Raw genomic sequence first — 23,124 nt, 5'->3', positions numbered from 1 at the left:
TCAGTGTCAGGGTGGTGGTACCGCGGTTGCGGTGGTTGGATCCTGACCATCAGTCGGCTGGTTCTTAGGCTTCGTGCCGGGAGTCCTTTTTGTGGGGATGTGGCGTCCATGCGTTTTGCCGTCGGCTGGTGGGAAGGAACCGGCCGGCGTGACTTGATAGGAGCGTGGCATCGCCCCCACTGAGATGTGTCCGCCGACCGGTTCCGACCGTCCTCCACTGATCAGGTGAAAGGAGGCAACCACCATGGTTGTCGTTGGTGTGGATGTTCACAAGCAGGCCCACACGTTCGTTGCGGTCGACGAGGTCGGCCGCAAGCTGGGCCAGTTCACGGTGAAAGCGACCAGCGAGGGGCACGCGAAGGCGTGGGCCTGGGCCACCGGCGAGTTCGGGGCCGAGTTGGTGTGGGCCATCGAGGACTGCCGGCACCTGTCGGCCCGCTTGGAACGTGACCTGCTCACGGTCGGGCAGAAGGTGGTGCGGGTGCCGCCGAAGATGATGGCCGAGCAGCGTCGGGTCGCACGGACGCGGGGGAAGTCTGATCCGATCGACGCGTTGGCGGTGGCGCGGGCGTTCTTGCGGGAACCCGATCTGCCGGTTGCGTCGCACGATGAGGGGTCACGGGAGTTGAAACTGCTGGTTGACTACCGGGAATCGTTGGTGTCGACCAGGACCAGGATCATCAACAGCTTGTTGTGGCGGATCCATGAACTCGACCCCGAGCGTGTGCCGGCGCCCCGGTCGCTTGACCGTCAGGCCACCCAACAGGCCTTGCGTGGGTGGCTGGTGGGTTTGCCGGGGATCGTGGCCGAGTTGGCCTTGGCGGAGCTCGACGACGTCGTTGCGCTCACGCGTCGGGTCAACGAGCTGGAGCGCAGGATTGCCGCCTCGGTGGTCAGGGTGGCCCCTTCGTTGGTGGCCATGCCTGGCTGCGGGGTGTTGACCGCGGCCAAGCTGGTCGGCGAGACAGCAGGTGTCACGCGGTTCGCGACCGAGGCCAAGTTCGCCCGGCATGCCGGGATCGCACCGATCCCGGTGTGGTCTGGCCGGACCGAAGGACGGGTCCGGTTGACCAGGTCCGGCAACCGGCAGCTGAACGTGGCGATCCATCGGATCGCCCTCACCCAGATCCGGCTGGCAGGCGGCCTCGGGAAGGTGTACTACGAACGGAAGAAGGCCGAGGGCATGTCCACCCCCGAAGCCCTGCGCTGCCTCAAACGACGCCTCGCCCGCATCGTCTACAACACCCTGAAGACCGACCACGAAGCGACCCTCGGGACCTGCATCCCGGCAGCCGCTTGACATAGGAGAAACGCATGGCGGAGACACGCAAGCACCGCGTCGAGGTGCGCGACGAACTGGACAAGGCACTGATCGCAGCCTTGGGCGCCCCCGTGCGTCCGGCCGAGCCCGGAGCCCCCGCCACACCCCAGCACGATGACGGCGATGCGCGGGCCGAGGACGCCGAGAAGCGCCACACGACCCCGTTCGTGACCCCCGGCAGCACGATCGCCGGCTTCACCTTCGGGGCGGCCACCCCGTCCCGAGAGGGCTGAGTTTCGTTGCAGGTCGAATGGTGGAGCATCATCCCGTTCGTCGCGTTGCTGCTCGCGATCGCGATCCTTCCCCTCGTCCCGGCGACGGCCCACGCCTGGGAGCGCAACGCCACCAAGCTGGTGGTCGCCTTGGCGTGCGGGCTCCCCGTCGCCACTTGGTTCGTCCTCGCCGGCCACGGTGGTGAGGTCACCCACGCCCTGTGGGAGTACGTGCAGTTCATCTGCCTGCTCTTCGCGCTGTTCGTCGTGTCAGGCGGGATCTTCCTCGCCGGCGACATCCGCGCGACCCCGCGCAACAACACGATCTTCCTGGCCATAGGTGGCCTGATCGCGTCCTTCGTCGGGACGACCGGCGCCGCCATGCTCCTCATCCGGCCCCTGTTGAACACCAACAGCGAGCGCAAGTACCGCGTCCACACCGTCGTGTTCGCGATCTTCATCGTGGCCAACTGTGGTGGCCTGTTGACGCCGCTGGGCGATCCGCCCCTGTTCCTGGGCTTCCTCCGGGGAGTGCCGTTCGAGTGGACCTTCTCCCTGTGGCCGATGTGGCTGCTCGTGAACGTCCTGCTGCTGGCCACCTACTTCGGCCTGGACCGCCGTGCGTATGCCCGCGAGGATCTCACGGACATCGCGTGGGACGACATCGAGCAATCGCCGCTGCGCATCATCGGCAAGGTGCAGTTCCTGTTCTTCGCGATGGTGATCGCGGCCGTCGCGTTCGTCCCCTCGCTGGATCTCCACGCGCTCGAGACCGGGCACGCCACCTGGGTGCAGTCAGTCCCGTGGCGTGAACTCATGTTCCTGGGTGCCGCGGCGCTGTCGTACTGGGTGGGCAACCGCGAGGTGCGCTTCGTCAACAATCAGTTCTCCTGGAGCCCGATCCTCGAGGTCGCCGCGCTGTTCATCGGCATCTTCCTGGCGATGATCCCGGCGCTCAACTTCCTCGGACAGGCCGCTCCGAGGTTGCCGCTCAACGAGGTCACGCTGTTCGTGTTCACGGGCGGCCTGTCGGCCTTCCTGGACAACGCCCCCACGTACGCGACGTTCTTCGAGATGGCCTCCCAACTGCCCGGTGACCCGCGCATCGGGCTCGCGCCCGGCGTCCCCGAGGCCTACCTGGTGTCGATCTCCCTCGGATCCGTGCTGTGCGGCGCCGTCACCTACATCGGGAACGGTCCCAACTTCATGGTCAAGGCCGTGGCGGACGGGGCGGGCGTCTCGATGCCGACCTTCGGTGGGTACCTGGGGTGGTCACTTCGCCACCTCGTCCCCGTCCTGGCTGCCATGGCGCTCATCTTCATCGTCGACGGCGTCCTCTGGAACGTGCTGGGCATCGCCCTCGCCGCGGGCATCCTCGCGCGGGCGGTCCTCGTGGCCCGCACCTCGCGCACGCCCGTGGCGTCCGTCACGCGCTGAGGCGCGGCGGCGCCACCACCACACCAGCGGCAGGGCCACCAGCGCCAGGACGAGGACGAAGGGCAGCACGGCGCCGATGACGGTGATGAGGGTCGCCACCGACTCGAGGAAGGCGGCCCACCCGCGAGCCCACCCGGTCTGGAGCGGGTTGGTCGTGGTGGATTCCGTGGGGGTCAGAAGGGAGACCGTCAGCGTCGCTCGCTCGACCGCCCCGGCCAGACGCAGCCGCTGCGACTTCAAGGACTCCAGTTCGGCCTGTCGGCTCGCGAGTTCCCGTTCGACCGCGGCGATGTCTGCCACGCTGCCCGCCCGGCCGACCAACTCCTGCAGACGGGCGACGGACGCCTCGAGCGACCGGATCCTGACGTCGACGTCAACGACGAGGTCGGTGAGGTCCTCCGCGGACGCGCCCCGGTTGCGGACGGTGCCGAACGCCGCGATCTGGTCGGTGGCCTCGTCGAGGCGGGAAGCAGGGACCGAGATGGTCAGCCAGGACCCCGCGGGCATGATGCGGTCAGCGAGCTCCCCGGCCTCCAACTGCAGTGACTCGTGGGCCACCCAGCCGTCCAGGGCCTCGGCGACGCCACGGATGCGATCCGCCGTGCCCCGGACGTCCGCGACGACGAGCGTGAGGGACGCCGTGCGGGCGATCTGACGTCCGGTCGGGTTCGTGAAGGACTCCGTGCCCTTCCCCCCGGACGCGTCGGCCGGAAGGCTGTCCCTGTCCGTGGCGCCCCCCACTGGCTGCCCGGGGACGGGTGCGGGTGCGATGCCGGGCTCGGTGGCGCCGCCGATGGACGTCCCACCGGCCGTACAGCCGGCGAGGAGGACGGCGCTGGCGACCAGCGCCGCGAAACGCACCGTGCGCGAGGTGGTTCGGTTGGTACCCATACCGGTTCCACGCCGGGGTCGGGCGTCGCGTTGCGGGCACGCGGACACGGTCTTGTCACGGGACGCGAAACCGGCCGGCCCCCAGGGGACCGGCCGGTTGGGCCAGGAGGCAGGCGTCAGGCGGCGACGACCTGCACCGGGACGTGCGCGACGACGGCGTCGGTCAGCTTCACGCCGACCTTGTGCTCGCCGACGGTCTTGATCGGCTTGGCGATCTGGACCGATCGCTTGTCGACGGACGGACCGCCGGCCTTCTTGATGGCGGCCGCGATGTCGGCGGCGGTGACGGCACCGAACAGGCGACCCTCGCCACCGGCACGAGCCGGAACCTCGACGGTCAGACCCTCCAGCTGCGTGCGCAGCTCGACGGCGTGGGCGTTGTCGCGGACGGTCCGGGCCTCGCGGGCGCGGTTGATGCCCTCGATCTGCTTCTCCGCACCGCGGGTCCACTTGATCGCGTAGCCGCGGGGCAGGAGGTAGTTGCGGCCGTAGCCGTCCTTGACCTCGACGATGTCACCGGCGATGCCGAGGGGAGCGACGGCAGCAGTCAGGATGAGCTTCATCTGTTCGTCTTCCTTTCTCAGCGGGCGGTGGACGCGTAGGGCAGCAGCGCGACCTCGCGGGCGTTCTTGATCGCGATGGCGACCTTGCGCTGCTCCTGGACGGACAGACCGGTGACACGACGGGCGCGGATCTTTCCACGCTCGGAGATGAACTTCCGCAGGGTCGCGGTGTCCTTGTAGTCGATGTTGCCGATCTTGATGGACTTCGCCGGAGCGATCTTCTTCTTGTTCACAGGCTTGCGCTGTGAGGCCATTGTGGTGCTCTCTCTCGTGAGCCCGGCAGGTGCCGGAATGACGTGTTGGTGGACGGGTGGTGGTGCCGGGCCCTGTTCTCACAGGAGCCGGGCGGTCGGTCAGAACGGCGGGTCGTCGTTCTGGGCCGTGGCCCAGGGGTCGTTGACCGGCTGCTGCGGACGGCTCCCGCCGCCATAGCTGCCTCCGCCGTTGCCGCCGCCACCCTGACCCTGGTTGGACGACCACTGGTCGCCGCCACCGGAACCGCCGCCCTGGGGGGCGTTGTTCCAGTTGCCGCCACCGCCACCCGACGTGCGGGTGATCTTGGCGGTCGCGTAACGCAGGGAGGGACCGACCTCGTCGACGTCGACCTCGAACACCGTGCGGCGCTCGCCCTCGCGCGTCTCGTAGGAGCGGCTCCGCAGCCGGCCCTGCACGATGACGCGCATGCCCTTGGTCAGCGACTCAGCCACGTTTTCAGCGGGCTGGCGCCAGATCGAGCAGTTGAGGAACATGGCGTCCCCGTCCTTCCACTCGCCGGTTGCCCGGTCGAAGGTGCGGGGGGTCGAGGCGACGGTGAAGTTGGCCACCGGTGCCCCGGACGGGGTGAAGCGGAGCTCGGGGTCAGCCGTCAGGTTGCCCACGAGCGTGATGTTGGTTTCGCCTGCCATGTGGAAGTCTCCGATTCAGTCGGACGTGGTGGATGAGTTCGTCTCCCAGCCTCTCAGGCCGCACTGACACTTTGGAAGTGTCGGCCCGAAATCTGGGGACGGCTCACTTGTGCAGGTCGGGGCGGATGACCTTCGTCCGCATGATCTGCTCGTTCAGCGTGTACTGGCGGTCGAGCTCCTTGACGACATCCGGCTCAGCGGTCACGTTGAGCACCGCGTAGATGCCCTCGGACTTCTTCTGGATGTCGTAGGCGAGCCGACGACGGCCCCAGTGGTCGATGTTCTCGACGGTGCCACCGGCGGCCTTGAAGGCCTCCAGCGGCTTCTCCACGACGGCGGCGACCTGACGGTCGTCCACGTCGGGGCTCACGATCACCATGATCTCGTAGTTGCGCATGTTGGTGTCCCCACCTCCTCTGGTCTTGACGGCCACGGGTATCTCCCGGGGCAGGAGGGTTCTCATGCAATCGGCGCGCAACGGACGCACACCGAAGGGCCAGTCTAACGGAGGTCGCACCGGCTGATGAAATCCCTCCCCATCAGTGGTCGTCCGATTAACCTCGGGCAGGTGCCTGACCTGTCCGGACCCACGCTGCCCTCGTCCTACTTCTCGGAGAGGATGGCGCTCGACACCCTCGAACGGCTCGCATCGGCGCCGGAGATCACCTCCGGGTTCGCCGGGGGGTCCGACGAACTCCATGCCGCGGTCGCCGGGGCGATCGAGGCGTTGCACCCGGCGCTGATCGAGTTGGCCCTGGCGCTGCACGCCGATCCCGAGACGGCCTTCGCGGAGGTCCGGTCCGCCCAGCGGGTCGCCGACCTCCTGGCGTCCGAGGGCGTCGCGGCGACCGTCGGCGTCCACGGGCTGGAGACCGCGCTGCGCGCCGAGTTCACGGCCGGCAACGGCGGCCGCACGATCGCGATCCTCGCCGAGTACGACGCCCTGCCCGACATCGGCCACGCCTGCGGCCACAACATCATCTGCGCGACCGGCGTCGGCGCGTTCCTCGCGCTGCACCGCCTCGCGCAGGCCGACCCCGACGCGTTCGACGGCCGCGTCGTCCTGCTCGGCACGCCCGCCGAGGAGGGCCACACCGGCAAGGAGTACATGGCCCGCGCGGGCGCCTTCGACGGCCTGGACGCGGCGATCATGCTGCACCCCTACGGCCAGGACGCCGCCGACCAGGTCTGGCTCGGACGCCGCACCTGCAGGGTGACCTTCACGGGCCGCCCGGCACACGCGTCCGCGGAGCCGTTCATGGGACGCAACGCGCTGGACGCCGCCACCCTGATGTACACTGGCATGGGCCTGCTGCGGCAGCAGATGATCCCGGTCGACCGGATCCACGCCGTGATCAGCGAGGGCGGGACGCGGGCGTCCATCATCCCGGAGAAGTCCGTGGTGGACCTCTACGTCCGCTCCAAGTACGCCCCCACGCTGGTGGACCTGTCCGAGCGGGTGACCGCGATCGCGCAGGGCGCCGCGCTGATGGCCGGCGTCGGCGTCCACATCGAGTGGGACCAGCACCCGCCGTCCCTGCCCGTCCGCAGCAACCAGCCGCTCACCGCGCGCTGGGCGGTCGCGCAGGCCCAGCGGGGACGCCGTGCGCTCCCCCTGGGCGTCGTCCCCGAGACGATCGCCGCCTCCACCGACTTCGGGAACGTGAGCATGCGCGTCCCCGGGATCCACCCGCTGTTGAAGATCGCCGACGAAGGAGTCGCCCTGCACACGCGCGGCTTCGCCGAGGCCGCCGGTTCGAAGCCGGCCCTCGACGCCATCGCGGACGGTGGCTACGGCCTGGCTGCCACGGCCCTGGACTTCCTGGTCGACGATGCGCTCGCCCAAGCCGTCCGCGACGACTTCGAGGCAGCGGGTGGCGCCATCGATCCGGAGAGGTTGTTCGCCCAGTCGTCCTGATGCAGCGCACCGCGGGGCGGCTGGCACCATGGCGGGGTGACCGAGAGCTTCTACGATCGCGTCGGCGGGGAGCCGACGTTCCGCGCCCTGGTGGACCGCTTCTACGAGGGCGTGGCGAACGACCCGCCGCTGCGCGCCCTGTATCCCGAGGAGGACCTCGGGCCGGCCGCCGACCGGCTGCGCCTGTTCCTCGAGCAGTACTGGGGCGGGCCGAAGACGTACGGCGACACCCGTGGGCACCCGCGGCTGCGCATGCGCCACGCGCCCTTCGTCGTGACCCCGACCCAGCGCGACCGTTGGCTGCACCACATGCTGGGGGCCGTGGACACGCTCGACCTCCCCGAGGCCGAGGACGCCGAACTCCGCGAGTACCTCGTCCGTGCCGCGCAGTTCATGGTCAACGCCTTTGACGATCCCGAGGCGCGCTGACCCTAGTCGGGCGGCGGGAGGCGCGGTCGCGGGTCCACGCGGTCGAGCACCGGACCCAGCACGAACCAGAGCACCACGAACACGGCGACGGTGACCCCGAACGCCGTCCCTCCGTACCGCTGCCCCAGCACCACCTCCACGGCGAGCAGCGCCACCCCGGCGATGGTCACCGCGAGCGTCGCGAGGGCGGCGGTGGAGCAGGCCTGCCCGACGTCCACCAGCAGCTGGCGTCGCCTCTGCCGGAAGAGCGTCCGGTGCAGGGCCACGGGGGTCATGGCGAGGGCGGTCGTCAGGATCGACCCGGCGAGCACCAGGAGGTAGACCTGACGTTGCTGGTCATTGAGCCGCAGGAAGCCCTCGGAGAACGGCACCATCAGCAGGAAGCCCGTCAGGATCTGCACGCCCGTCTGCGTCACCCGGATCTCCTGGAGGAGTTCGTCCCAGTTCCGGGTCAGGCGCTCGGCGTCCGGGGCGTCACCCTGCGGCTCCGCACTGGCGTCCTGGGTCATGGCCGAACCTCCTCCGGGTCGGGCGGCCGCGGTCCGGCCGCGTTTGGAGAAGACTAGCGCCCGGCCACGGTGGGAGGCAGTGGGCTCCAACGGCAGTCCTCAGCCGCACAGCGCAGCGGCGTCCGCACCGGCCACGCGCACCTCCCGGACGCCCCCGTCGAACCGCAGCAGCACCTGCTCGGTGTCCGGGGCGCAGGTCAACGCGAAGCGTTTCGTCACGCCCGCACCCTGCACCGCCTCCAGGACGCGTTGGGCGTCCGCCCCCGTCAGCACGGACGACCCGAGGAGTTCCTGCCCTTGGGTTCCGTACTGGCACACCACCACCTCGGACACCGGGGCGGATTCCGTCCTGGGTGCGGCGGAGAAGCCGTCACCGAGCTGGGCCGGGCAGCCCAGCGGGTCCACCCCAGGCCCGGACGCCGCCGTGCCGCCGGCCGCGGCGTCCACCTGGTTGTCACGGGCGGGGGCCGGTGCCGCTTCCGGCGCCGCCGCTGAGGTCGCGTCCACTCCCCCGCGTTGGGCGAGCCACACCCCGCCCAGCGGAACCGCCACCACCAGGACCGCGGCGGCGGCCACGAGCCCGACCCACCCACGGCTCCGGCGCCCACCAGCGCCGGACCCGGACTCGTCCGCCTCGTCGCGCGCCTGCCTCGCCAGCACGTCGGGATCCAGCGGCGCGAAGGCGTGGTCGTCCGCGTGCTCGGCGAACGCCACGGTGAAGGCGCGCTCGGCGCGCTCGTGGTCACTCATCGGAGTCCTCCACCATCCGCGTGCGGAGCCGGATCAGCGCCCGGTGCACATGGCTGCGGGCGGTGGCCTCGGCGCAGTCGAGCACGTCGGCGATCTCGGCGAAGCTGAGGTCCGACCAGAACCGCAGCACCACGGCGGCACGCTGGTCGGGCGAGAGGGTGGCGCAGAGCCGCCACGCGGCGTCCGCGTCGGCCAGTTCCTCCTCGAAACCGGACGCCGCGGCCGTCGGCAGGCCCTCGGGCGCCTCCACCGGGACCATCCGATGGTTCTTGCGCCACCGCGACACGGACGCGTTGACGATCGACCGGTGGACGTACGCGTCCACGTCCCCTCGCGCCTGGACCTCGTCGAAGCGCGGCCAGAGCCCCACGAGGGCGTCCTGGACGGCGTCCCGGGCGTCCTCGGGGTGGCGGGTGACGAGGTACGCGAACCGTTGGAGCGCGACGGAGCGTTCACGCACGTACTGCTCGAACGTGCGCACCCCCTCGACCGCGTCCGTCACGGGCCTCTCCTCAAGCAGGGTCACACCATCATCCACGAACGAGGGACCTGCGGCGTTGCACCGCGGGCCGGGACGTCAGTCGTCGCGGTGCCGGCGCCGCTCCTGGACCTTCGCGTACATGTCCTCGATGAGCGCATGGAAGCGCTCCTCGACCTGACGGCGCTTGACCTTCAGCGTCGGGGTGAGGAGCCCGTTGTCCATGGTGAACTCCTCCAGCATCACCCGGAAGTCCTTGATCTTCTCCTGGCTCGGCAACCGCTCGGTCAGCGCCTCGACGCGACGCCGGATCTCCTCCTCGATCTCGGGCCGGGTCGGCAGCTCGCGCACGTCGCCGAACTTCACCTGCAGTTGGGCGGCGAGTTCCTCCAGGTGCGGCAGCGAGGGCCGCACGAGCAGCGTCACGAACGGACGGTTGTTGCCCAGCACGACCGCGTGCTCGAAGAGCGGGTCGGCCAGGATCATGCCCTCGATCGGGGCCGGGGCGATGTTCTTGCCGCCCGAGGTGACGATGATGTCCTTGATGCGGTCGGTGATGACCAGATAGCCGTCCGTGTCCACGTAGCCGACGTCTCCCGTGTGCAGCCAGCCCTCGGCGTCGATCGCGGCGGCGGTCGCCTCGGGGTTGTTCCAGTACCCCTTCATCACGTTGGGCCCCCGGAAGCAGATCTCGCCCTCGTCGGCGATCTTGATCTCACCGCCCTCGAGCACGCGCCCGGCGGTCCCGAACTTGAAGGCCGCGGGGGCGTTGAACGACACGAGCGGGGCCGCCTCGGTGAGGCCGTAGCCCTGGCACAGCAGCATGCCGGCCGCGGAGAAGAACTCCTCGATCTCCTTGCGCAGCGGCGCTCCGCCGCAGGCCATCACCGTCTTGGGGCCACCCAGCGCGTCACGGACCGCCTTGAACACGAGCCTGTCCGCGATCGGCAGCTGCGCCAGGAGGGCGGCCGAGGGGCGGCGTCCCTTGCGGTACGCGTGCTGCGACTGCGCGCCGACGCTCATCGCCCAGCGGAAGATCGCCTTCTTCGCCGGTGAGGACGCGACCTTCTGGTGGACCGTCGTGAACACCTTCTCGTACAACCGCGGCACCGAGACGAACATGGACGGCCGGGCCTCGACGAGCGCCTCGGCGACGGCGCGGGCGTCCGCGACGTAGGTGTTCAGGCAGCCCTTCGTCAACACCTTGAACGTCCACGCGCGCTCGAGCGCGTGCGACAGGGGGAGGAACGCCAGCGAGGTGTCCTCGGGGGTCATGTCGAAGAAGGCGTCGAGGGCGTCCAGTTCGGACGTGAACGCCCGGTGCGTGAGCATCGCGCCCCGCGGGTCCCCCGTGGTGCCGGAGGTGTAGATGATCGAGGCGAGGTCGTCCGCGGACGCCTCCTCCAAGCGCGCCGTGGCCGCGGCGGCGGCGTCCGGGTCGACGGGTTCGGCCAGCACGTCGGCGAGGTTCCGGACGCGGCCGTCCTCGGACGCGGTGGGCTCGAACGTCCACAGCCCGCGCAGGCCGGGGAGCTCGTCCCAGACCGGGACGATGCGGTCGAGGAGGGTCGCGTTCTCGACCACGCCGAACACGGCGCCGGAATCGGCGGCCATGTGGCGTACCTGCTCGGGCGTGCTCGTCGGGTAGATGGGGACGGGCACCGCCCGGACCGACAGCAGCGCGAAGTCGGCGACGCTCCACTCGGGCCGGTTGTTCGACAGCAGCAACACGCGGTCGCCCGCCTGGACGCCCTGCGCCACGAGGTGCGCGGCCAGCGTCGAGACCTGCTCACCCAGCTCGCGGAAGGTCTGAACCTTCCAGCCGTCGCCGGCCTTGATCCGGGTCGCCGGGCGTGCACCGTGCTTCGCGATCGTCTCGGCGAGCCGGACGGAGAGATGTGCGTGGTCCATGGGGAACGTCCTTGTCCGTTGACTGCCTCCAACTTGCCACATCTGGCCGACAGATCGCAGGCCGGGGGCACATGATGAAGGTTGAGTCCCCTCTACTCAACTCCTGAGTTGAGTGTGTTAAACTCAACTACGTCCCGGCCACTACCACACGAAAGGAAACCGACATGGCTGGCTTTGACCCGTTCCGCGACTTCGACCGCCTCCTGGGTGATGTCACCCGCACCCCGGCGTCGGTGGCGATGCCCATGGACCTCTACCGCACCGGCGACAGCTTCGTCGCCCGCATCGACCTGCCCGGCGTCGACCCGAGCAGCATCGACATCGACATGGATGGCGCCACGGTGACCATCCGCGCCGAGCGCAAGTCCCCGGCAGAGGAGGACGCCCAGTGGCTCACCCGTGAGCGCGCGTCCGGCACCTTCGCCCGGCAGCTCACCCTGGGCCGCGGCCTGGCGACCGACCAGATCCGCGCCGACTACTCCGACGGCGTCCTGACCCTGACGATCCCCGTCGCCGAGGCCGCCAAGCCCCGCAAGATCGAGGTGCGCCACACCAACAACGCCACCCAGATCGAGGGCTCCGTCGAGGACGCGCCCGCTGAGGGCTGACGCAGCCGAGGTCTGACGCACCACGACCGCGCCGCGAGGCGCACCACAACCCCACGAGGGGCGGTCCATCGGGCCGCCCCTCGTGACTGTCTGCCCCGTTCCCTAGACTGCTCGCATGTCCGGACTGACCAACCTGCACGAGATCCTCGGCGCGCTGCGCCCCAGCGTGCGCCAAGGCTCCTTCGTGTACGTGACCGCCCCCACGCCGCCCGAGGTGGACGCGCATGCCCGCATCGTCGAGGACGAGGGGGTCACCCTGGTCCTCGACCAGGCGGTGGCGGACGCGCACGGGCTGGAGTACGAGGGCGTCTTCGGGTGGATCACCCTCCAGGCACACACCTCCCTGGCGGCCGTCGGCATCACCGCCGCCGTCGCCACCGCGCTGGCGCGCGTCGGCATCTCCTGCAACGTGCTCGCCGGCTTCTACCACGACCACCTGCTCGTGCCGATGGACGCCGTGGACGAGGCCGTCGACGTGCTGGGCGGGCTGGAGTGACGTTCGAGGTCGGCGCCCACGTGGACTCCGCCCCGCTGGCCCACGCGGCGGCGGGTGGCTTCAGCATCGTCCAGACGTTCATCGGCGACCCCCAGGCGTGGAAGGGCCACGCCGTCGACCACCCCGACGGTGCTGCCGGGCTGAAGCGGGACGCCGAGGCCGCCGGCGTCGGCCTGTACATCCACGCGCCGTACGTCATCAACGTGGCCACGAAGAACAACCGCATCCGCATCCCCTCGCGCCAGATCCTCGCCCGCCAGGTGAAACTCGCCACGGAGGTCGGCGCGCGGGGCGTCATCGTCCACGGCGGCCACGTGGGCGCCGGCGACGACCCGGCGGTGGGGTTCGACAACTGGCGCAAGGCGGTCGAGGGCCTCGACCTGACCGTGCCGATCCTCATCGAGAACACCGCGGGCGGCGCCAACGCGATGGCGCGACACCTCGACCGCATCGGCATGCTGTGGGACGCGCTGAGCAAGGCCGAGGGCTTCGAGAACGTCGGCTTCTGCCTCGACACCTGCCACGCCCACGCGGGCGGGCTCGACCCGTCGGGCCTCGTCGACGCGATCAAGGCGATCACGGGCCGCATCGACCTGGTCCACCTGAACGACTCCCGCGACGCGGCGGGTTCGGGGGCCGACCGCCACGAGGTGCTGGGGCAGGGGCTGGTCGATCCCGAGTTCTTGGCGCAGGTCGTGAAGGACGCCGACACCGCGACCATCTTGGAGACACCGGGCGATGCCGCATCCCACGCGGCCCAGGTGCAGTGGCTGCGCGCCCTGCTGTGAGGTCGGGGCTGTGCGGTCCGGGGGCGTGAGGCCTGGCCTAGCTCTGGGGCAGCGGCGTCACGTGCGGTGACATCGCCGGGACCAGCGCCTGCGCCAGTGCGAGCAGCAGGTCCGTGCGGGTGGAACCGCGCCGCCACACGAGGGCGAGCTCGCGGCTCGGTACGGGGTCGGTCACCGGGCGAGCCACCATCGAGGCCCCCAGGGGGCCGGGGTCGCGCAGCGCCAGCGCGGGCAACAGGGTCGCCCCAGCCCCGGTGGCGACCATCGAGCGCAGGCTCTCCAGGCTGGACGCACGGTAGTCGAGGCGCGGGCGTCCGCCCACCACGGCCAGCCACGACGCGACCTGGTCGGCCAGGCAGTGCCCGTCCGACAGCAGGATGATCTCCGTGTCCAGCACGTCGGAGGCCGTGACCGGCCCCTCACCGGCCAGGTCGTGATCCGGCGGCACGACGAGCAGGAAGTCCTCGCGGAAGAGCGGACGTACCGCGAGGTCCGGCCGGTCGACGGGCAGGGCCACGACGATGGCGTCCAAAGCGCCCTCGTCGAGGAGGCGGACCAGCGACGTCGTCTTCTTCTCGGTCAGCAGCAGGTGGACCTGCGGGAACTTCTCCCGGATGCCGGCCAACACGGTCGGCAGGAGGTACGCCCCCAACGTGGGGAAGACACCCAGGCGGAGCGTGCTGGCCTCCTCCGCGGGACGCTGGCGGGCGGCCTCGCGGATCTCGTCGGCGTCCTGCAGGAGGCGTCGGGCGCGGGCGACGACGTCCTCACCCACCGGCGTGAGGCGGGGCGGCACGGAACTGCGGTCGAGCAGGTCGGCCCCAAGGTCGACCTCGAGCCTCTTGAGCTGCGCCGACAGCGTCGGCTGCGACACCCCGACGGCCACGGCAGCCTTGCGCAGGCTGCCGTGGTCGGCGACGGCGACGAGGTACTCGAGGTCGCGGAGGTTCACGCGGCCCTCAACACGCTCGCCCTGATCAGGTGGTCGAAGGACGAGAGCGACGCGGTGGCACCGGAACCCATGGCGATCAGGATCTGCTTGAACGGTGCGTCCGTGCAATCCCCCGCCGCGAAGACGCCGCGCAGGGAGGTGGCGCCACGGCCGTCGACGACGACCTCCTTGCGACCGTTCAGCTTCACCGCACCGTCCAACCACTCGGTGTTGGGCAGCAGGCCGATCTGGACGAACACGCCGTTGAGGTCCAAGGTGTGGGACTCGCCTGTCGTCCGGTCGGTGTAGACCAGCCCGGTGACCTGCTTGCCGTCGCCGACGACCTCGGTCGTGGCCGCGCTCTTGATGACGTCCACGTTCGGCAGGCTCTTCAGCTTGGCGATGAGGATGTCGTCCGCGGCGAGGCGGTCGGTGAACTCGAGGACCGTGACGTGGCCCACGACGCCGGCCAGGTCGATGGCCGCCTCGATGCCGGAGTTGCCGCCGCCGATCACCGCGACGCGCTTGCCCTTGAACAGCGGGCCGTCGCAGTGGGGGCAGAAGGTGACGCCCTTGTTGCGGTACTCCTCCTCACCCGGGACTCCCATGGTGCGCCACCGCGCTCCGGTGGCGAGGATGACCGACCGGCCCTTGAGCGTGCCGCCGCCGGCGAACCGGACGGTGAACAGGCCGTCGGCGTCCGCCTGGTCGAGGCCGGTCGCGTGGACGCCCTTGATGATGTCGACGTCCTCGTGCTGCGCCACGTGCTCCTCGAGCTGCGCGGCGAAGCGGGGGCCCTCCGTGTGCGGGACGGAGACGAAGTTCTCGATGGACATGGTGTCGAGCACCTGGCCGCCGAAGCGCTCGGCCGCGACGGCCGTCCGGATGCCCTTGCGTGCGGCGTAGATCGCCGCGGTCGCCCCGGCGGGCCCGCCGCCGACGACGAGGACCTCGTAGGGCTCGCGCTGGGTGAGGTCCTCGGCCACGCGGGCCTCGGCGCCGGTGTCGAGCTTGGCGAGGAAGTCGGGGATGTCCATGCGGCCGCTCGCGAACGGCTCGCCCTCGGAGTAGACGGTCGGGACGGCGAGGATGTTGCGCGCCGCGATCTCGTCCTGGAAGGCGCCCCCCTCGACGATGGTGTGCTTGATGCCCGGGTTCAGGACGGCCATCGCGTTGAGCGCCTGGACGACCGTCGGGCAGTTCTGGCAGGTGAGCGACATGTAGGTCGTGAACTCGCGAGCCGGCAGCGCCTTGATGGCGGCCGCGGTGGCGTCGTCCACCTTGACGGGGTGACCGCCGACCTGGAGCAACGCGAGCACCAGCGAGGTGAACTCGTGGCCCAGGGGGACGCCGGCGAAGCGAACGGCGATGTCGGTGCCGACGCGGCGGATCGCGAAGGACGGCGTCCGCTCGTTGGCCTCCTCGGTGACGGTGACCTTGTCCGACAGCGCGGCGATCTCGCCGAGCAACTCGCGCGTCTCGCGGGACTTCTGCGTGTCGTCGAGGCTCGCGGCGAGCTCGATGGGCTCGCGGAGCAGCTCGAGGTACTGCTTCAGCTGTGCAGTCAGGGTTGCGTCAAGCATCCGGGTTCTCTTCCTGCGCTCGAGAGTTGGGTGGAGTGGGGGTGCGGGGGGTGCGGGGGGTGAGGCTGGGTGGGGGTGTGGTGCGGGAGGACGGCTCCCCGACTGCATTTCCGGGTGGAGATTCCCCCTCCACAGAGGGGGATCTGCCACCCGGAAATGCATCTGTGGGAGCGGGTCAGATCTTGCCGACCAGGTCGAGCGACGGGGTCAGGGTCTCGGCGCCCTCTTCCCAGGCCGCGGGGCAGACCTCGCCCGGGTTGTTGCGCACGTACTGGGCGGCGCGGACCTTGCGGACCAGCTCGGCCGCGTTGCGACCGATGCCCTCAGCGGTGGTCTCCAGGAACTGGATGACGCCGTCCGGGTCGACCAGGAAGGTGGAGCGGTCGGCCAGGCCCGAGTCGCGCAGGGTCTCGAAGTTGCGGCTGATCTGGCCGTTCGGGTCGCCGATCATGGCGTACTGGACCTTGCCGACCTCGTGGCTGGAGGCGTGCCACGCCTTGTGCGTGAAGTGGGTGTCGGTGCTGACCGAGAAGACCTCGACACCGAGGCCCTGGAGCTCCTCGTAGTGGTCGGCGAGGTCGGACAGCTCGGTCGGGCACACGAACGTGAAGTCGGCGGGGTAGAACATGAAGATGGCCCACTTGCCGGCCAGGTCCTCGCTGTTGACGTCGACGAACTCGCCGCTCTTGAAGGCGGTGGCCTCGAACGGGACGATCCGGGTGTTGATCAGGGACATGCGAATGCCTCTCGTCTCGGTGGTGGTGATAGTCAGAGCCTATCATGCTTGCTTTCCTGAAAGGCAAACTCTATCAGCGTGGGATTCGAAACAATGATCCGTCGACGGCGGTGCAATCCGGGTGAGCGCCGCGACGAAGGCCCTAGTAACCTGACCCCGTGACTCGGAGCATCTATGTGATGGCGCCTGAGGGCCAGACAGGGAAGTCGGTCGTCGCGCTGGGAATCGTTGACGCGCTCACGCGCGAGGTCGAATCGGTCGGCGTGTTCCGGCCCGTCATCAGGGCCGGGGAGGAGGACGCGATCCTCGCGGCGCTGATCAAACAGCCGGCCGTGCACCAGGAGTACGCGGAGTCGTACGGCGTCACCTATGACGAAGTCCGGGCCGACATGGACGAGGCCCTGTCCACGATCGTCCGTCGCTACGGCGAGTTGGCTCGCCACTTCGACGCCATGGTGATCCTCGGCACCGACTACCGGGACGCCCTGGGCACGATCGAGTTCGGACTCAACGCGCGCATCGCGGCCAACCTGAACGCGCCCGTCGCGTTCGCGATCTCCGGCCGGACGCGGACGCCGCAGGAGGTCGTCCAGTTCACCCGCAGCTCGCTGGAGGAACTGTCCAAGCACCACGCGGCCACGATCGCTGTGATCCCCACCCGTGTCCCCGAGGACCAGGCGTACACCTACGCCCAGGCGGTGAAGGCATCCTTCCCGGAGGTGGTGGCGGGCACCATCCCCGACAACCGGGTCCTGGCCGCGACGACCGTGGCCGCCCAGGTCGAGGCCGTCGGCGGACGCCTCGTCTCCGGTCGCAAGGAGCTGCTCCAGCACGAGAGCCAGATCGTGATCGTGGGCGCGATGACCCTGCCCAACCTGTTGGCCCGCCTCGAGCCCGAGTGCACGGTCATCATCCCGGGTGACCGCACCGAGATGATTCCCGGGCTGCTGCTGGCGCAGTCGTCCGGCGCGTTCCCGCAGCTGGCGGGCCTGATCCTGACCGGCGGCTACGAGATTCCCGAGACCGTCCAGCGACTCATCACGACCATCCACCACGAGCTGCCGATCGTCATCACCGACCTGGGTACGTTCCGGACGGCTGAGCGTGTCTTCCGCCTCGAGGGCACCATGACCAGCTCCGACCGCAAGATCGAACTGGGCCGCCGCCTCTTCTCGGAGTACGTGGACGAGGCCGCCCTGCTGGGAGCCATGCACGTCGACCGTGCGGCCGTCCGGACGCCGGTCATGTTCGAGTACCAGATCAACGAGATGGCACGGAGGGACAAGCGTCGCATCGTCCTGCCGGAGTCCGGCGACGACCGCATCCTGGAGGCCGCGTCCATCGTGCTGCGCCGCGGGACGGCCGAGATCATCCTGCTCGGCGACCCGACCGAGGTGAAGGCCCGGGCCCTCGCCAACGGTTTCTCCCTCGACGGTGCGGAGATCGTCGACATGCGGACGCCCGAGCTCGTCCAGCGCTTCTCCGAGGAGTACGCCCGCCTGCGGTCCGCGAAGGGCGTCACGGTCGAGCAGGCCCGTGACAAGATGACCGACCCGAGCTATTTCGGCACCATGATGGTCCACTTGGGCCTGGCCGACGGCATGGTCTCGGGCGCGGTGAACACGACCGCGAACACGATCCGGCCGAGCCTGGAGTTCGTGAAGACCAAGCCGGGCGTCTCGGTCGTCAGCTCGAGCTTCCTCATGTGCATGTCGGATCGCGTGGACGTGTACGGCGACTGTGCGGTGAACCCCGACCCGACGGCCGAACAGCTGGCCGACATCGCGATCAGCTCCGCCCAGACGGCGGTGTCGTTCGGCATCGAACCACGCATCGCGATGCTGTCCTACTCGACCGGCACGTCCGGCGCGGGGGCGGACGTCGACAAGGTGCGCGAGGCCACCGATCTCGTCAAGCTTCGGGCGCCGCACCTGAAGGTCGAGGGCCCGATCCAGTTCGACGCGGCCGTCGACCCGACGGTCGGTGCGAAGAAGATGCCGGGGTCGGAGGTCGCAGGTCAGGCGACGGTGTTCATCTTCCCCGACCTCAACACGGGCAACAACACGTACAAGGCGGTGCAGCGATCCGCCGGTGCGCTGGCCGTGGGCCCGGTCCTTCAGGGCCTCAACAAGCCGGTGAACGACCTGTCGCGCGGCGCTCTCGTCGATGACATCGTCAACACCATCGCCATCACCGCCATCCAGGCCCAGAACTCCTGAGGAAGAGATTCACATGAGCACACCCATCCTGCTTCTGAACTGTGGTTCGTCGTCGATCAAGTACCAGATGATCGACGCCGACAGCGAGGAGGTGTTGGCGTCGGGACTGATCGAACGCATCGGCCTCGATGAGGGCGTTCTGACCCACAAGCGAGGCGGTGAGGAGTTCGTCGCCCGCGAGGAGTTCATGAACCACACACTGGCGCTGACCCACATGGTGGAGATGTTCGCTAAGCACGGGCCGTCGCTGGAGGCGGTCAAGGCCGTCGGCCACCGCACCGTCCACGGGGGCGACAAGCTGACCCACGCGACGCTGATCGATGACGAGGTCGTCGAGACCCTCGAGAAACTGTCCCCGCTGGCGCCGCTGCACAACCCGCCGGGCATCGCGGGCATCCGCGGCGCCCAGAGGGCCCTGCCGGACGTCCCGCACGTGGCGATCTTCGACACGGCCTTCTTCTCGACCCTCCCGCCCGAGGCGTACACCTACGCGATCAACGCCGAGGTGGCCGAGAAGTACTCGATCCGCCGTTACGGCTTCCACGGCACGTCGCACAACTACGTGTCGCACCAGGCCGCGGAGTTCCTGGGCAAGCCGTACGAGGAGGTCACGCAGATCGTGTGCCACCTCGGCAACGGCGCCTCGATCTCGGCGATCAAGAACGGTGTCGCCGTCGACACCTCGATGGGCCTGACCCCGCTCGAGGGGCTCGTGATGGGCACCCGTTCCGGCGACATCGATCCGGGCATCATCGCCTACCTGCACCGCGAGGCCGGCCTTGCCACGGACGCGATCGACAACCTGCTGAACAAGCAGTCCGGTATGGCGGGCCTGTGCGGGATGAGCGACATGCGTGACGTCGAGGCCGCCCAGGTGAACGGCGACGAGGCGTCCACGATCGCTTGGGGCGTCTACACCCGCCGCATCGCCGGCTACATCGGCCGCTACATCGCGATCCTCGGCGGCGTGGACGTCGTCACCTTCACGGCGGGCGTCGGCGAGAACTCGGTCGGGGTCCGCCGCGACGTCCTCAAGGACCTCGGCGCGCTCGGCCTGGTCCTCGACCCGGAGCGAAACGCCGCCCGTTCGCGCGAGGCCCGTCGGATCTCGACCGACGACTCCCCCGTTGCCATCCTCGTGATCCCGACGAACGAGGAGCTCCAGATGGTCCGCGAGGTGAAGGAAGTCATCGCCTGATCGACCGTCCGGCCCACGCGACCTCACGCCGGCCGTCGCCCCCTCTTGGGATCGCGACGGTCGGCGTGGTGTCGTTCCCAGGGTTTGCTGGTGGAGGCCCCTCAGTCGTCAAATCTGAGCCGATTCTTTGACGGTCGCGCAGGCTCCACCAGCAAGACCACAACAACTCCCCATGCCTGCGCCGCGGCAGCGGTGAAGGATCGGGTCCGTTTCGGAACCGGACCAATCCTCGCCCCCTCACGCGTTGTGGAGCGTGATGTCCCCGGAGGCGGCGGTCACCCGGACGGTGATGAACGGCTCACCCTCGGCCGGTTGCCCGACGGGCAGCAGTCGCGACTCCACCTCTCCGCTGGCCGACTGCACGTCCTGCCAGACCGCCACGCCGGCCGGCAGCCCGACCGTGACGTCGCCGGACGCCGTCCGGGCGGTGAGCGCCTGACCGTCGAACAGGTCCACGGCCAAGTCACCCGATCCGCTCCCGACGGTGAGTGTGCCGGACGCGTGGCGTACGCGGACCTCCCCGGATCCGGAGCGGAGCTGTCCCGATTCGGCGATCCGTCCGATCTCCACGTCGCCCGACCCGGTCACCACGACCACGTCGGCGGCCTCCGCCAGTTCGACGTCGCCGGACCCGCTCGTGGCCTTGACCCGCCCGGACCGGCCCGTGACGACGACGTCGCCCGACTTGGCTCCCACGTCGAGCGAGGCACCCTCCGGGAGGACCGCGGTGATGGCGAGGCCCCGGGCGCGGGCGTCCCCCAGTGACAGGCTGAAGAAGCCCAGGTCGAGGGACAAGCCACGACGCCCGGGCTCATCGACGAGCAGGGGTGGGACGCGCACGGTGACGACGTCACCGGTGGCGCCGATCTCGACGGGCTCGAGGCTGACGTCGTCGGCGCAGGTGACGTCGATCGTGGCCGTGTCGGTCGCCTCGTGCCGGATCGTGACATCGGCGTACGACGCGTCGATGCGCAGGGTGGTGGCCGACGAAGCGGGGAAGGCCTCGCGGCGGACGGTGGCGGTGGTGGTCATGGGGTTTCCTCTCAGGCCCAGGACGTGATGCGACGATCCGTGCGGACGCCGGGGCCACGGCGGCCTGTGTTCCCGGCGAGGTGGGCGCGGACCGCTGTCACGATCCACGCGTTGAGGGACGTGCCGGCGGCCTCCGCCGCGGCGTCCGCCCTGGCCTTGACACCCTCGGGGAGGCGGAGGGTGATGCGGGCGAGGCCCTCCTCCTCCGGCCCGGGCAGGACGAGCGTGGGCTCGACGGCCTCGTCCCCCGCCTGGCGCTGGACCCACCAGACGGGGTCACGGCCCTCCATGCGCACCTCGACGACGTCACCCAACTCGGCACTGATGGACGCCGCGGCGTCCGTCAGCACCTCGATGATCCGGAGCCGGAGCGCGGGCTCGAGGGCGACGAGGAGCCGTACGGCCACCTCGCGGGTCTGGTCGTCGGCCAGCGCGGTGGCCTTGGCGAGGTCCTCCCGGAGACCAGTCAGGCAGGGGTCGAGATCCATGACGTCAGTTTGACACCATCGCGACGTCACCACAAGACCTGGATGGTGTCATCCTGGCGTCGTCGCGGCCCCGGTAGGTTGGCGGGCATGACCACCGCCCTCGTCACCGGCGCGAGCGCCGGCCTCGGCGCCGAGTTCGCGCGCCAACTGGCCGCCCGCGGGCACGACCTCGTGCTCGTCGCCCGCAACACCGAACGCCTCGCCACCACCGCGGACGCGCTGCGCTCCAGCCATGGCGTCCACGTGGAGGTGATCACCGCGGACCTCGCCGACCGGGACGACGTCGCGCGGGTGGCCGATCGCCTGGCGGACGCGGACCGTCCGGTCGACGTGCTCGTCAACAACGCGGGCTTCGGCGACACCACCCGGCTCCTGGACGCCGACACCACTGCCCATGAGCGGGCCTTGGACGTGATGGCGACCGCCGTCCTCGTGCTGGGGAACACCGCGGCCCGGGCGATGGTGGCCCGGGGCCGCGGCCAGGTCATCACCGTGGCGTCCCTGTCGGCGTGGATCACCCAGGGCAGCTACTCGGCGGTGAAGTCGTTCGCGAAGCTCTACTCGGAGGCGCTCAGCAACGAACTCCACGGGACCGGTGTCACCGCCACGGCGCTGTGCCCCGGCTGGGTGCGCACCGAGTTCCACGAGCGGGCCACGATGGACGCCGGCAAGATCCCGGCGCCGTTGTGGGTCAGCGCCGAGCGGTGCGTCCGGGAGTGCCTCGTCCACGCGGACGCCGGCAAGCCCGTCTCGCTCCCCACCACCCGCTGGAAGCTGGCGGCCCTCGCCCTGCAGTACCTGCCGCGCGGGGCCGTCCGCTCCCTCACCCGCATGGTCGACCGGGCCCGGAACTGAGGGCCCCCGCGTGGTGCAGAATGGTGAGGTGACCAAAGACCGCGACGAGGCCGAGGCGACGGCGGACGAGGACAAGGCGAAGCCGAAGCACGACCTCTCCAAGTACTCCGACACGCCTCAGGCTGTCGCGCGCTTCGTGGCCCAGCAGCTCATCATGAAGCCGTACGTGTGGTCGGCGCTGTCGATCCACGTCCACGGCGAGCGTCACCTGACCGACCTGAACGCGCCCTTCATCGCCATCGCGAACCACTCCAGCCACGTCGACACCACGGTGATCTACGGCGCCCTCCCCCGGCGCCTCTCGCGCAACCTGGCCGCCGGCGCCGCCGCCGACTACTTCTTCAAGAAGAAGGCGTCCGCGCTCGGCACCCGCCTGTTCTTCAACGCCTACCCCGTGGACCGCGGCGGTATGCGGGGCCACGCCGGGTTGTCGGGCCGCCTGCTCGACGACGGCGTACCGCTGCTGATCTTCCCCGAGGGCACCCGCAGCCGCACCGGCGCGATGGCCAGGTTCAAGATGGGCGTCTCGGCCCTGGCGATCCAGCACGGTGTGCCGGTGCTGCCGATCGCGCTGGTCGGGGCGTACGCCGCGATGCCGTACAACCAGAAGCTGCCCGGCCCAGGGCGTCCGACCGTGCACATCGTGTTCGGCAATCCCATGCGTCCGTACCCGGGTGAGACCGTCCCGCGCTTCAACGACCGCCTGTACAACCGGGTGGTCGAGCTGCACGACGCCACCGCCCGCGCCTACGGCATGCCCACGCAGGCGGACTTCCACCGGTCCGTGGCGCTGAAGGCCGCCGCGAAGAAGGCCAAGGAGGCGGCCAAGGAGGCTCCGGAGACGGACGAGTCCCCCGAGTCCTGAC

The 23,124-nt window shown here is 69.9% G+C and carries 25 protein-coding genes and 1 pseudogene; 12 read left to right on the top strand and 14 right to left on the bottom strand.

Going from position 1 to position 23,124, the window contains the following annotated elements; genetic code table 11:
* The first annotated feature begins 244 nt into the window (after positions 1–244).
* The 3 genes from AC5YDV_RS16840 to AC5YDV_RS16830 are packed head-to-tail and all read left to right on the top strand — an operon-like array spanning position 245 to position 2,970.
* Complete coding sequence (locus tag AC5YDV_RS16840; protein WP_496182335.1) at positions 245–1,300, top strand: IS110 family RNA-guided transposase; 1,056 nt, start codon at positions 245–247, stop codon at positions 1,298–1,300.
* Positions 1,301–1,314: 14 nt separating this feature from the next.
* Positions 1,315–1,554, top strand: a complete 240-nt coding sequence (locus AC5YDV_RS16835) for a hypothetical protein (protein WP_496184716.1) — start codon at positions 1,315–1,317, stop codon at positions 1,552–1,554.
* 6 nt (positions 1,555–1,560) lie between these two features.
* Positions 1,561–2,970: a sodium:proton antiporter gene (locus AC5YDV_RS16830; protein ID WP_496184715.1), complete on the top strand. Its 1,410-nt coding sequence runs from the start codon at positions 1,561–1,563 to the stop codon at positions 2,968–2,970.
* A gap of 30 nt (positions 2,971–3,000) precedes the next feature.
* Here AC5YDV_RS16830 and AC5YDV_RS16825 read toward each other — a convergent pair.
* The 5 genes and pseudogenes from AC5YDV_RS16825 to rpsF all read right to left on the bottom strand — a co-directional run.
* Positions 3,001–3,861, bottom strand: a pseudogene (locus tag AC5YDV_RS16825) (DUF4349 domain-containing protein); the annotation flags it as partial.
* A 116-nt stretch (positions 3,862–3,977) separates the two neighbouring features.
* Positions 3,978–4,424: a 50S ribosomal protein L9 gene (gene rplI, locus AC5YDV_RS16820; RefSeq protein ID WP_496184714.1), complete on the bottom strand. Its 447-nt coding sequence runs from the start codon at positions 4,422–4,424 to the stop codon at positions 3,978–3,980.
* Between the two features lie 17 nt (positions 4,425–4,441).
* Positions 4,442–4,678, bottom strand: a complete 237-nt coding sequence (gene rpsR / locus AC5YDV_RS16815; RefSeq protein WP_496184713.1) for a 30S ribosomal protein S18 — start codon at positions 4,676–4,678, stop codon at positions 4,442–4,444.
* A gap of 99 nt (positions 4,679–4,777) precedes the next feature.
* On the bottom strand, positions 4,778–5,329 hold the full coding sequence (locus tag AC5YDV_RS16810; RefSeq protein WP_496184712.1) for a single-stranded DNA-binding protein: 552 nt from the start codon (positions 5,327–5,329) through the stop codon (positions 4,778–4,780).
* A gap of 103 nt (positions 5,330–5,432) precedes the next feature.
* Entirely contained in the window at positions 5,433–5,726 is a 294-nt protein-coding gene (gene rpsF / locus AC5YDV_RS16805) for a 30S ribosomal protein S6 (RefSeq protein ID WP_496184711.1), read from the bottom strand.
* A 171-nt stretch (positions 5,727–5,897) separates the two neighbouring features.
* Between rpsF and AC5YDV_RS16800 the strand changes: the two genes are divergently transcribed.
* Together AC5YDV_RS16800 and AC5YDV_RS16795 are read left to right on the top strand one after the other, a co-directional pair.
* Positions 5,898–7,247, top strand: coding sequence for a M20 family metallopeptidase (locus AC5YDV_RS16800; RefSeq protein WP_496184710.1), 1,350 nt, complete (start codon positions 5,898–5,900; stop codon positions 7,245–7,247).
* Between the two features lie 36 nt (positions 7,248–7,283).
* Positions 7,284–7,676, top strand: coding sequence for a globin (locus AC5YDV_RS16795; protein ID WP_496184709.1), 393 nt, complete (start codon positions 7,284–7,286; stop codon positions 7,674–7,676).
* A gap of 2 nt (positions 7,677–7,678) precedes the next feature.
* On the opposite strand, the gene AC5YDV_RS16790 is transcribed toward AC5YDV_RS16795, so the two are convergent.
* From AC5YDV_RS16790 to AC5YDV_RS16775, 4 genes are all read right to left on the bottom strand, one after another.
* Positions 7,679–8,185 carry a DUF6328 family protein gene (locus tag AC5YDV_RS16790; protein ID WP_496184708.1) on the bottom strand — a complete coding sequence of 169 codons (507 nt, stop codon included), beginning with the start codon at positions 8,183–8,185 and terminating at the stop codon, positions 7,679–7,681.
* A 99-nt stretch (positions 8,186–8,284) separates the two neighbouring features.
* Positions 8,285–8,935, bottom strand: coding sequence for a hypothetical protein (locus tag AC5YDV_RS16785; RefSeq protein ID WP_496184707.1), 651 nt, complete (start codon positions 8,933–8,935; stop codon positions 8,285–8,287).
* Entirely contained in the window at positions 8,928–9,437 is a 510-nt protein-coding gene (locus tag AC5YDV_RS16780) for an RNA polymerase sigma factor (protein ID WP_496184706.1), read from the bottom strand. Before AC5YDV_RS16780 ends, AC5YDV_RS16785 begins: the two co-directional genes overlap by 8 nt.
* Before the next feature lie 75 nt (positions 9,438–9,512).
* A complete protein-coding gene (locus tag AC5YDV_RS16775) occupies positions 9,513–11,324 on the bottom strand; it encodes an AMP-dependent synthetase/ligase (RefSeq protein WP_496184705.1) in 1,812 nt (603 codons plus the stop codon).
* Between the two features lie 164 nt (positions 11,325–11,488).
* Between AC5YDV_RS16775 and AC5YDV_RS16770 the strand changes: the two genes are divergently transcribed.
* The 3 genes from AC5YDV_RS16770 to AC5YDV_RS16760 all read left to right on the top strand — a co-directional run bounded on the left by AC5YDV_RS16770 (position 11,489) and on the right by AC5YDV_RS16760 (position 13,216).
* On the top strand, positions 11,489–11,932 hold the full coding sequence (locus AC5YDV_RS16770) for an Hsp20/alpha crystallin family protein (protein WP_496184704.1): 444 nt from the start codon (positions 11,489–11,491) through the stop codon (positions 11,930–11,932).
* Positions 11,933–12,047: 115 nt separating this feature from the next.
* Positions 12,048–12,428, top strand: a complete 381-nt coding sequence (locus AC5YDV_RS16765; RefSeq protein ID WP_496184703.1) for an ACT domain-containing protein — start codon at positions 12,048–12,050, stop codon at positions 12,426–12,428.
* A complete protein-coding gene (locus AC5YDV_RS16760) occupies positions 12,425–13,216 on the top strand; it encodes a deoxyribonuclease IV (protein ID WP_496184702.1) in 792 nt (263 codons plus the stop codon). The genes AC5YDV_RS16765 and AC5YDV_RS16760 overlap by 4 nt, the downstream gene beginning before the upstream one ends.
* A 37-nt stretch (positions 13,217–13,253) precedes the next feature.
* On the opposite strand, the gene AC5YDV_RS16755 is transcribed toward AC5YDV_RS16760, so the two are convergent.
* From AC5YDV_RS16755 to ahpC, 3 genes are all read right to left on the bottom strand, one after another.
* Positions 13,254–14,168, bottom strand: coding sequence for a LysR substrate-binding domain-containing protein (locus AC5YDV_RS16755; protein WP_496184701.1), 915 nt, complete (start codon positions 14,166–14,168; stop codon positions 13,254–13,256).
* On the bottom strand, positions 14,165–15,730 hold the full coding sequence (gene ahpF, locus AC5YDV_RS16750; RefSeq protein ID WP_496184700.1) for an alkyl hydroperoxide reductase subunit F: 1,566 nt from the start codon (positions 15,728–15,730) through the stop codon (positions 14,165–14,167). The genes AC5YDV_RS16755 and ahpF overlap by 4 nt, the downstream gene beginning before the upstream one ends.
* Before the next feature lie 175 nt (positions 15,731–15,905).
* Positions 15,906–16,466 carry an alkyl hydroperoxide reductase subunit C gene (ahpC, locus tag AC5YDV_RS16745; RefSeq protein ID WP_496184699.1) on the bottom strand — a complete coding sequence of 187 codons (561 nt, stop codon included), beginning with the start codon at positions 16,464–16,466 and terminating at the stop codon, positions 15,906–15,908.
* 158 nt (positions 16,467–16,624) lie between these two features.
* Here ahpC and pta point away from each other — a divergent pair, with 158 nt between their 5' ends.
* Complete coding sequence (gene pta / locus AC5YDV_RS16740) at positions 16,625–18,685, top strand: phosphate acetyltransferase (RefSeq protein ID WP_496184698.1); 2,061 nt, start codon at positions 16,625–16,627, stop codon at positions 18,683–18,685.
* Positions 18,686–18,698: 13 nt separating this feature from the next.
* Positions 18,699–19,883: an acetate/propionate family kinase gene (locus AC5YDV_RS16735; protein WP_496184697.1), complete on the top strand. Its 1,185-nt coding sequence runs from the start codon at positions 18,699–18,701 to the stop codon at positions 19,881–19,883.
* Between the two features lie 237 nt (positions 19,884–20,120).
* Here AC5YDV_RS16735 and AC5YDV_RS16730 read toward each other — a convergent pair whose 3' ends face one another.
* Together AC5YDV_RS16730 and AC5YDV_RS16725 are read right to left on the bottom strand one after the other, a co-directional pair.
* A complete protein-coding gene (locus AC5YDV_RS16730; protein WP_496184696.1) occupies positions 20,121–20,915 on the bottom strand; it encodes a DUF4097 family beta strand repeat-containing protein in 795 nt (264 codons plus the stop codon).
* 11 nt (positions 20,916–20,926) lie between these two features.
* Positions 20,927–21,403, bottom strand: a complete 477-nt coding sequence (locus AC5YDV_RS16725; RefSeq protein WP_496184695.1) for a YlcI/YnfO family protein — start codon at positions 21,401–21,403, stop codon at positions 20,927–20,929.
* A gap of 87 nt (positions 21,404–21,490) precedes the next feature.
* Here AC5YDV_RS16725 and AC5YDV_RS16720 point away from each other — a divergent pair, with 87 nt between their 5' ends.
* Both AC5YDV_RS16720 and AC5YDV_RS16715 read left to right on the top strand, forming a co-directional pair.
* Positions 21,491–22,258, top strand: a complete 768-nt coding sequence (locus tag AC5YDV_RS16720; RefSeq protein ID WP_496184694.1) for an SDR family NAD(P)-dependent oxidoreductase — start codon at positions 21,491–21,493, stop codon at positions 22,256–22,258.
* Positions 22,259–22,286: 28 nt separating this feature from the next.
* Complete coding sequence (locus tag AC5YDV_RS16715; RefSeq protein WP_496184693.1) at positions 22,287–23,123, top strand: lysophospholipid acyltransferase family protein; 837 nt, start codon at positions 22,287–22,289, stop codon at positions 23,121–23,123.
* The last annotated feature ends 1 nt before the right edge of the window (position 23,124 follow it).

Source organism: Propioniciclava sp. LT432, from assembly GCF_059515965.1.
Note: the sequence above shows the minus strand (reverse complement) of the source record. Positions and strands in the feature narration are given on the sequence as shown.

Coding starts and splice junctions, on each gene's coding strand:
- AC5YDV_RS16840 (WP_496182335.1), top strand. CDS start 245: ATGGTTGTCGTTGGTGTGGATGTTCACAAGCAGGCCCACACGTTCGTT.
- AC5YDV_RS16835 (WP_496184716.1), top strand. CDS start 1,315: ATGGCGGAGACACGCAAGCACCGCGTCGAGGTGCGCGACGAACTGGAC.
- rplI (WP_496184714.1), bottom strand. CDS start 4,424: ATGAAGCTCATCCTGACTGCTGCCGTCGCTCCCCTCGGCATCGCCGGT.
- rpsR (WP_496184713.1), bottom strand. CDS start 4,678: ATGGCCTCACAGCGCAAGCCTGTGAACAAGAAGAAGATCGCTCCGGCG.
- AC5YDV_RS16810 (WP_496184712.1), bottom strand. CDS start 5,329: ATGGCAGGCGAAACCAACATCACGCTCGTGGGCAACCTGACGGCTGAC.
- rpsF (WP_496184711.1), bottom strand. CDS start 5,726: ATGCGCAACTACGAGATCATGGTGATCGTGAGCCCCGACGTGGACGAC.
- AC5YDV_RS16790 (WP_496184708.1), bottom strand. CDS start 8,185: ATGACCCAGGACGCCAGTGCGGAGCCGCAGGGTGACGCCCCGGACGCC.
- AC5YDV_RS16785 (WP_496184707.1), bottom strand. CDS start 8,935: ATGAGTGACCACGAGCGCGCCGAGCGCGCCTTCACCGTGGCGTTCGCC.
- AC5YDV_RS16775 (WP_496184705.1), bottom strand. CDS start 11,324: ATGGACCACGCACATCTCTCCGTCCGGCTCGCCGAGACGATCGCGAAG.
- AC5YDV_RS16770 (WP_496184704.1), top strand. CDS start 11,489: ATGGCTGGCTTTGACCCGTTCCGCGACTTCGACCGCCTCCTGGGTGAT.
- AC5YDV_RS16765 (WP_496184703.1), top strand. CDS start 12,048: ATGTCCGGACTGACCAACCTGCACGAGATCCTCGGCGCGCTGCGCCCC.
- ahpF (WP_496184700.1), bottom strand. CDS start 15,730: ATGCTTGACGCAACCCTGACTGCACAGCTGAAGCAGTACCTCGAGCTG.
- ahpC (WP_496184699.1), bottom strand. CDS start 16,466: ATGTCCCTGATCAACACCCGGATCGTCCCGTTCGAGGCCACCGCCTTC.
- AC5YDV_RS16735 (WP_496184697.1), top strand. CDS start 18,699: ATGAGCACACCCATCCTGCTTCTGAACTGTGGTTCGTCGTCGATCAAG.
- AC5YDV_RS16730 (WP_496184696.1), bottom strand. CDS start 20,915: ATGACCACCACCGCCACCGTCCGCCGCGAGGCCTTCCCCGCTTCGTCG.
- AC5YDV_RS16725 (WP_496184695.1), bottom strand. CDS start 21,403: ATGGATCTCGACCCCTGCCTGACTGGTCTCCGGGAGGACCTCGCCAAG.
- AC5YDV_RS16720 (WP_496184694.1), top strand. CDS start 21,491: ATGACCACCGCCCTCGTCACCGGCGCGAGCGCCGGCCTCGGCGCCGAG.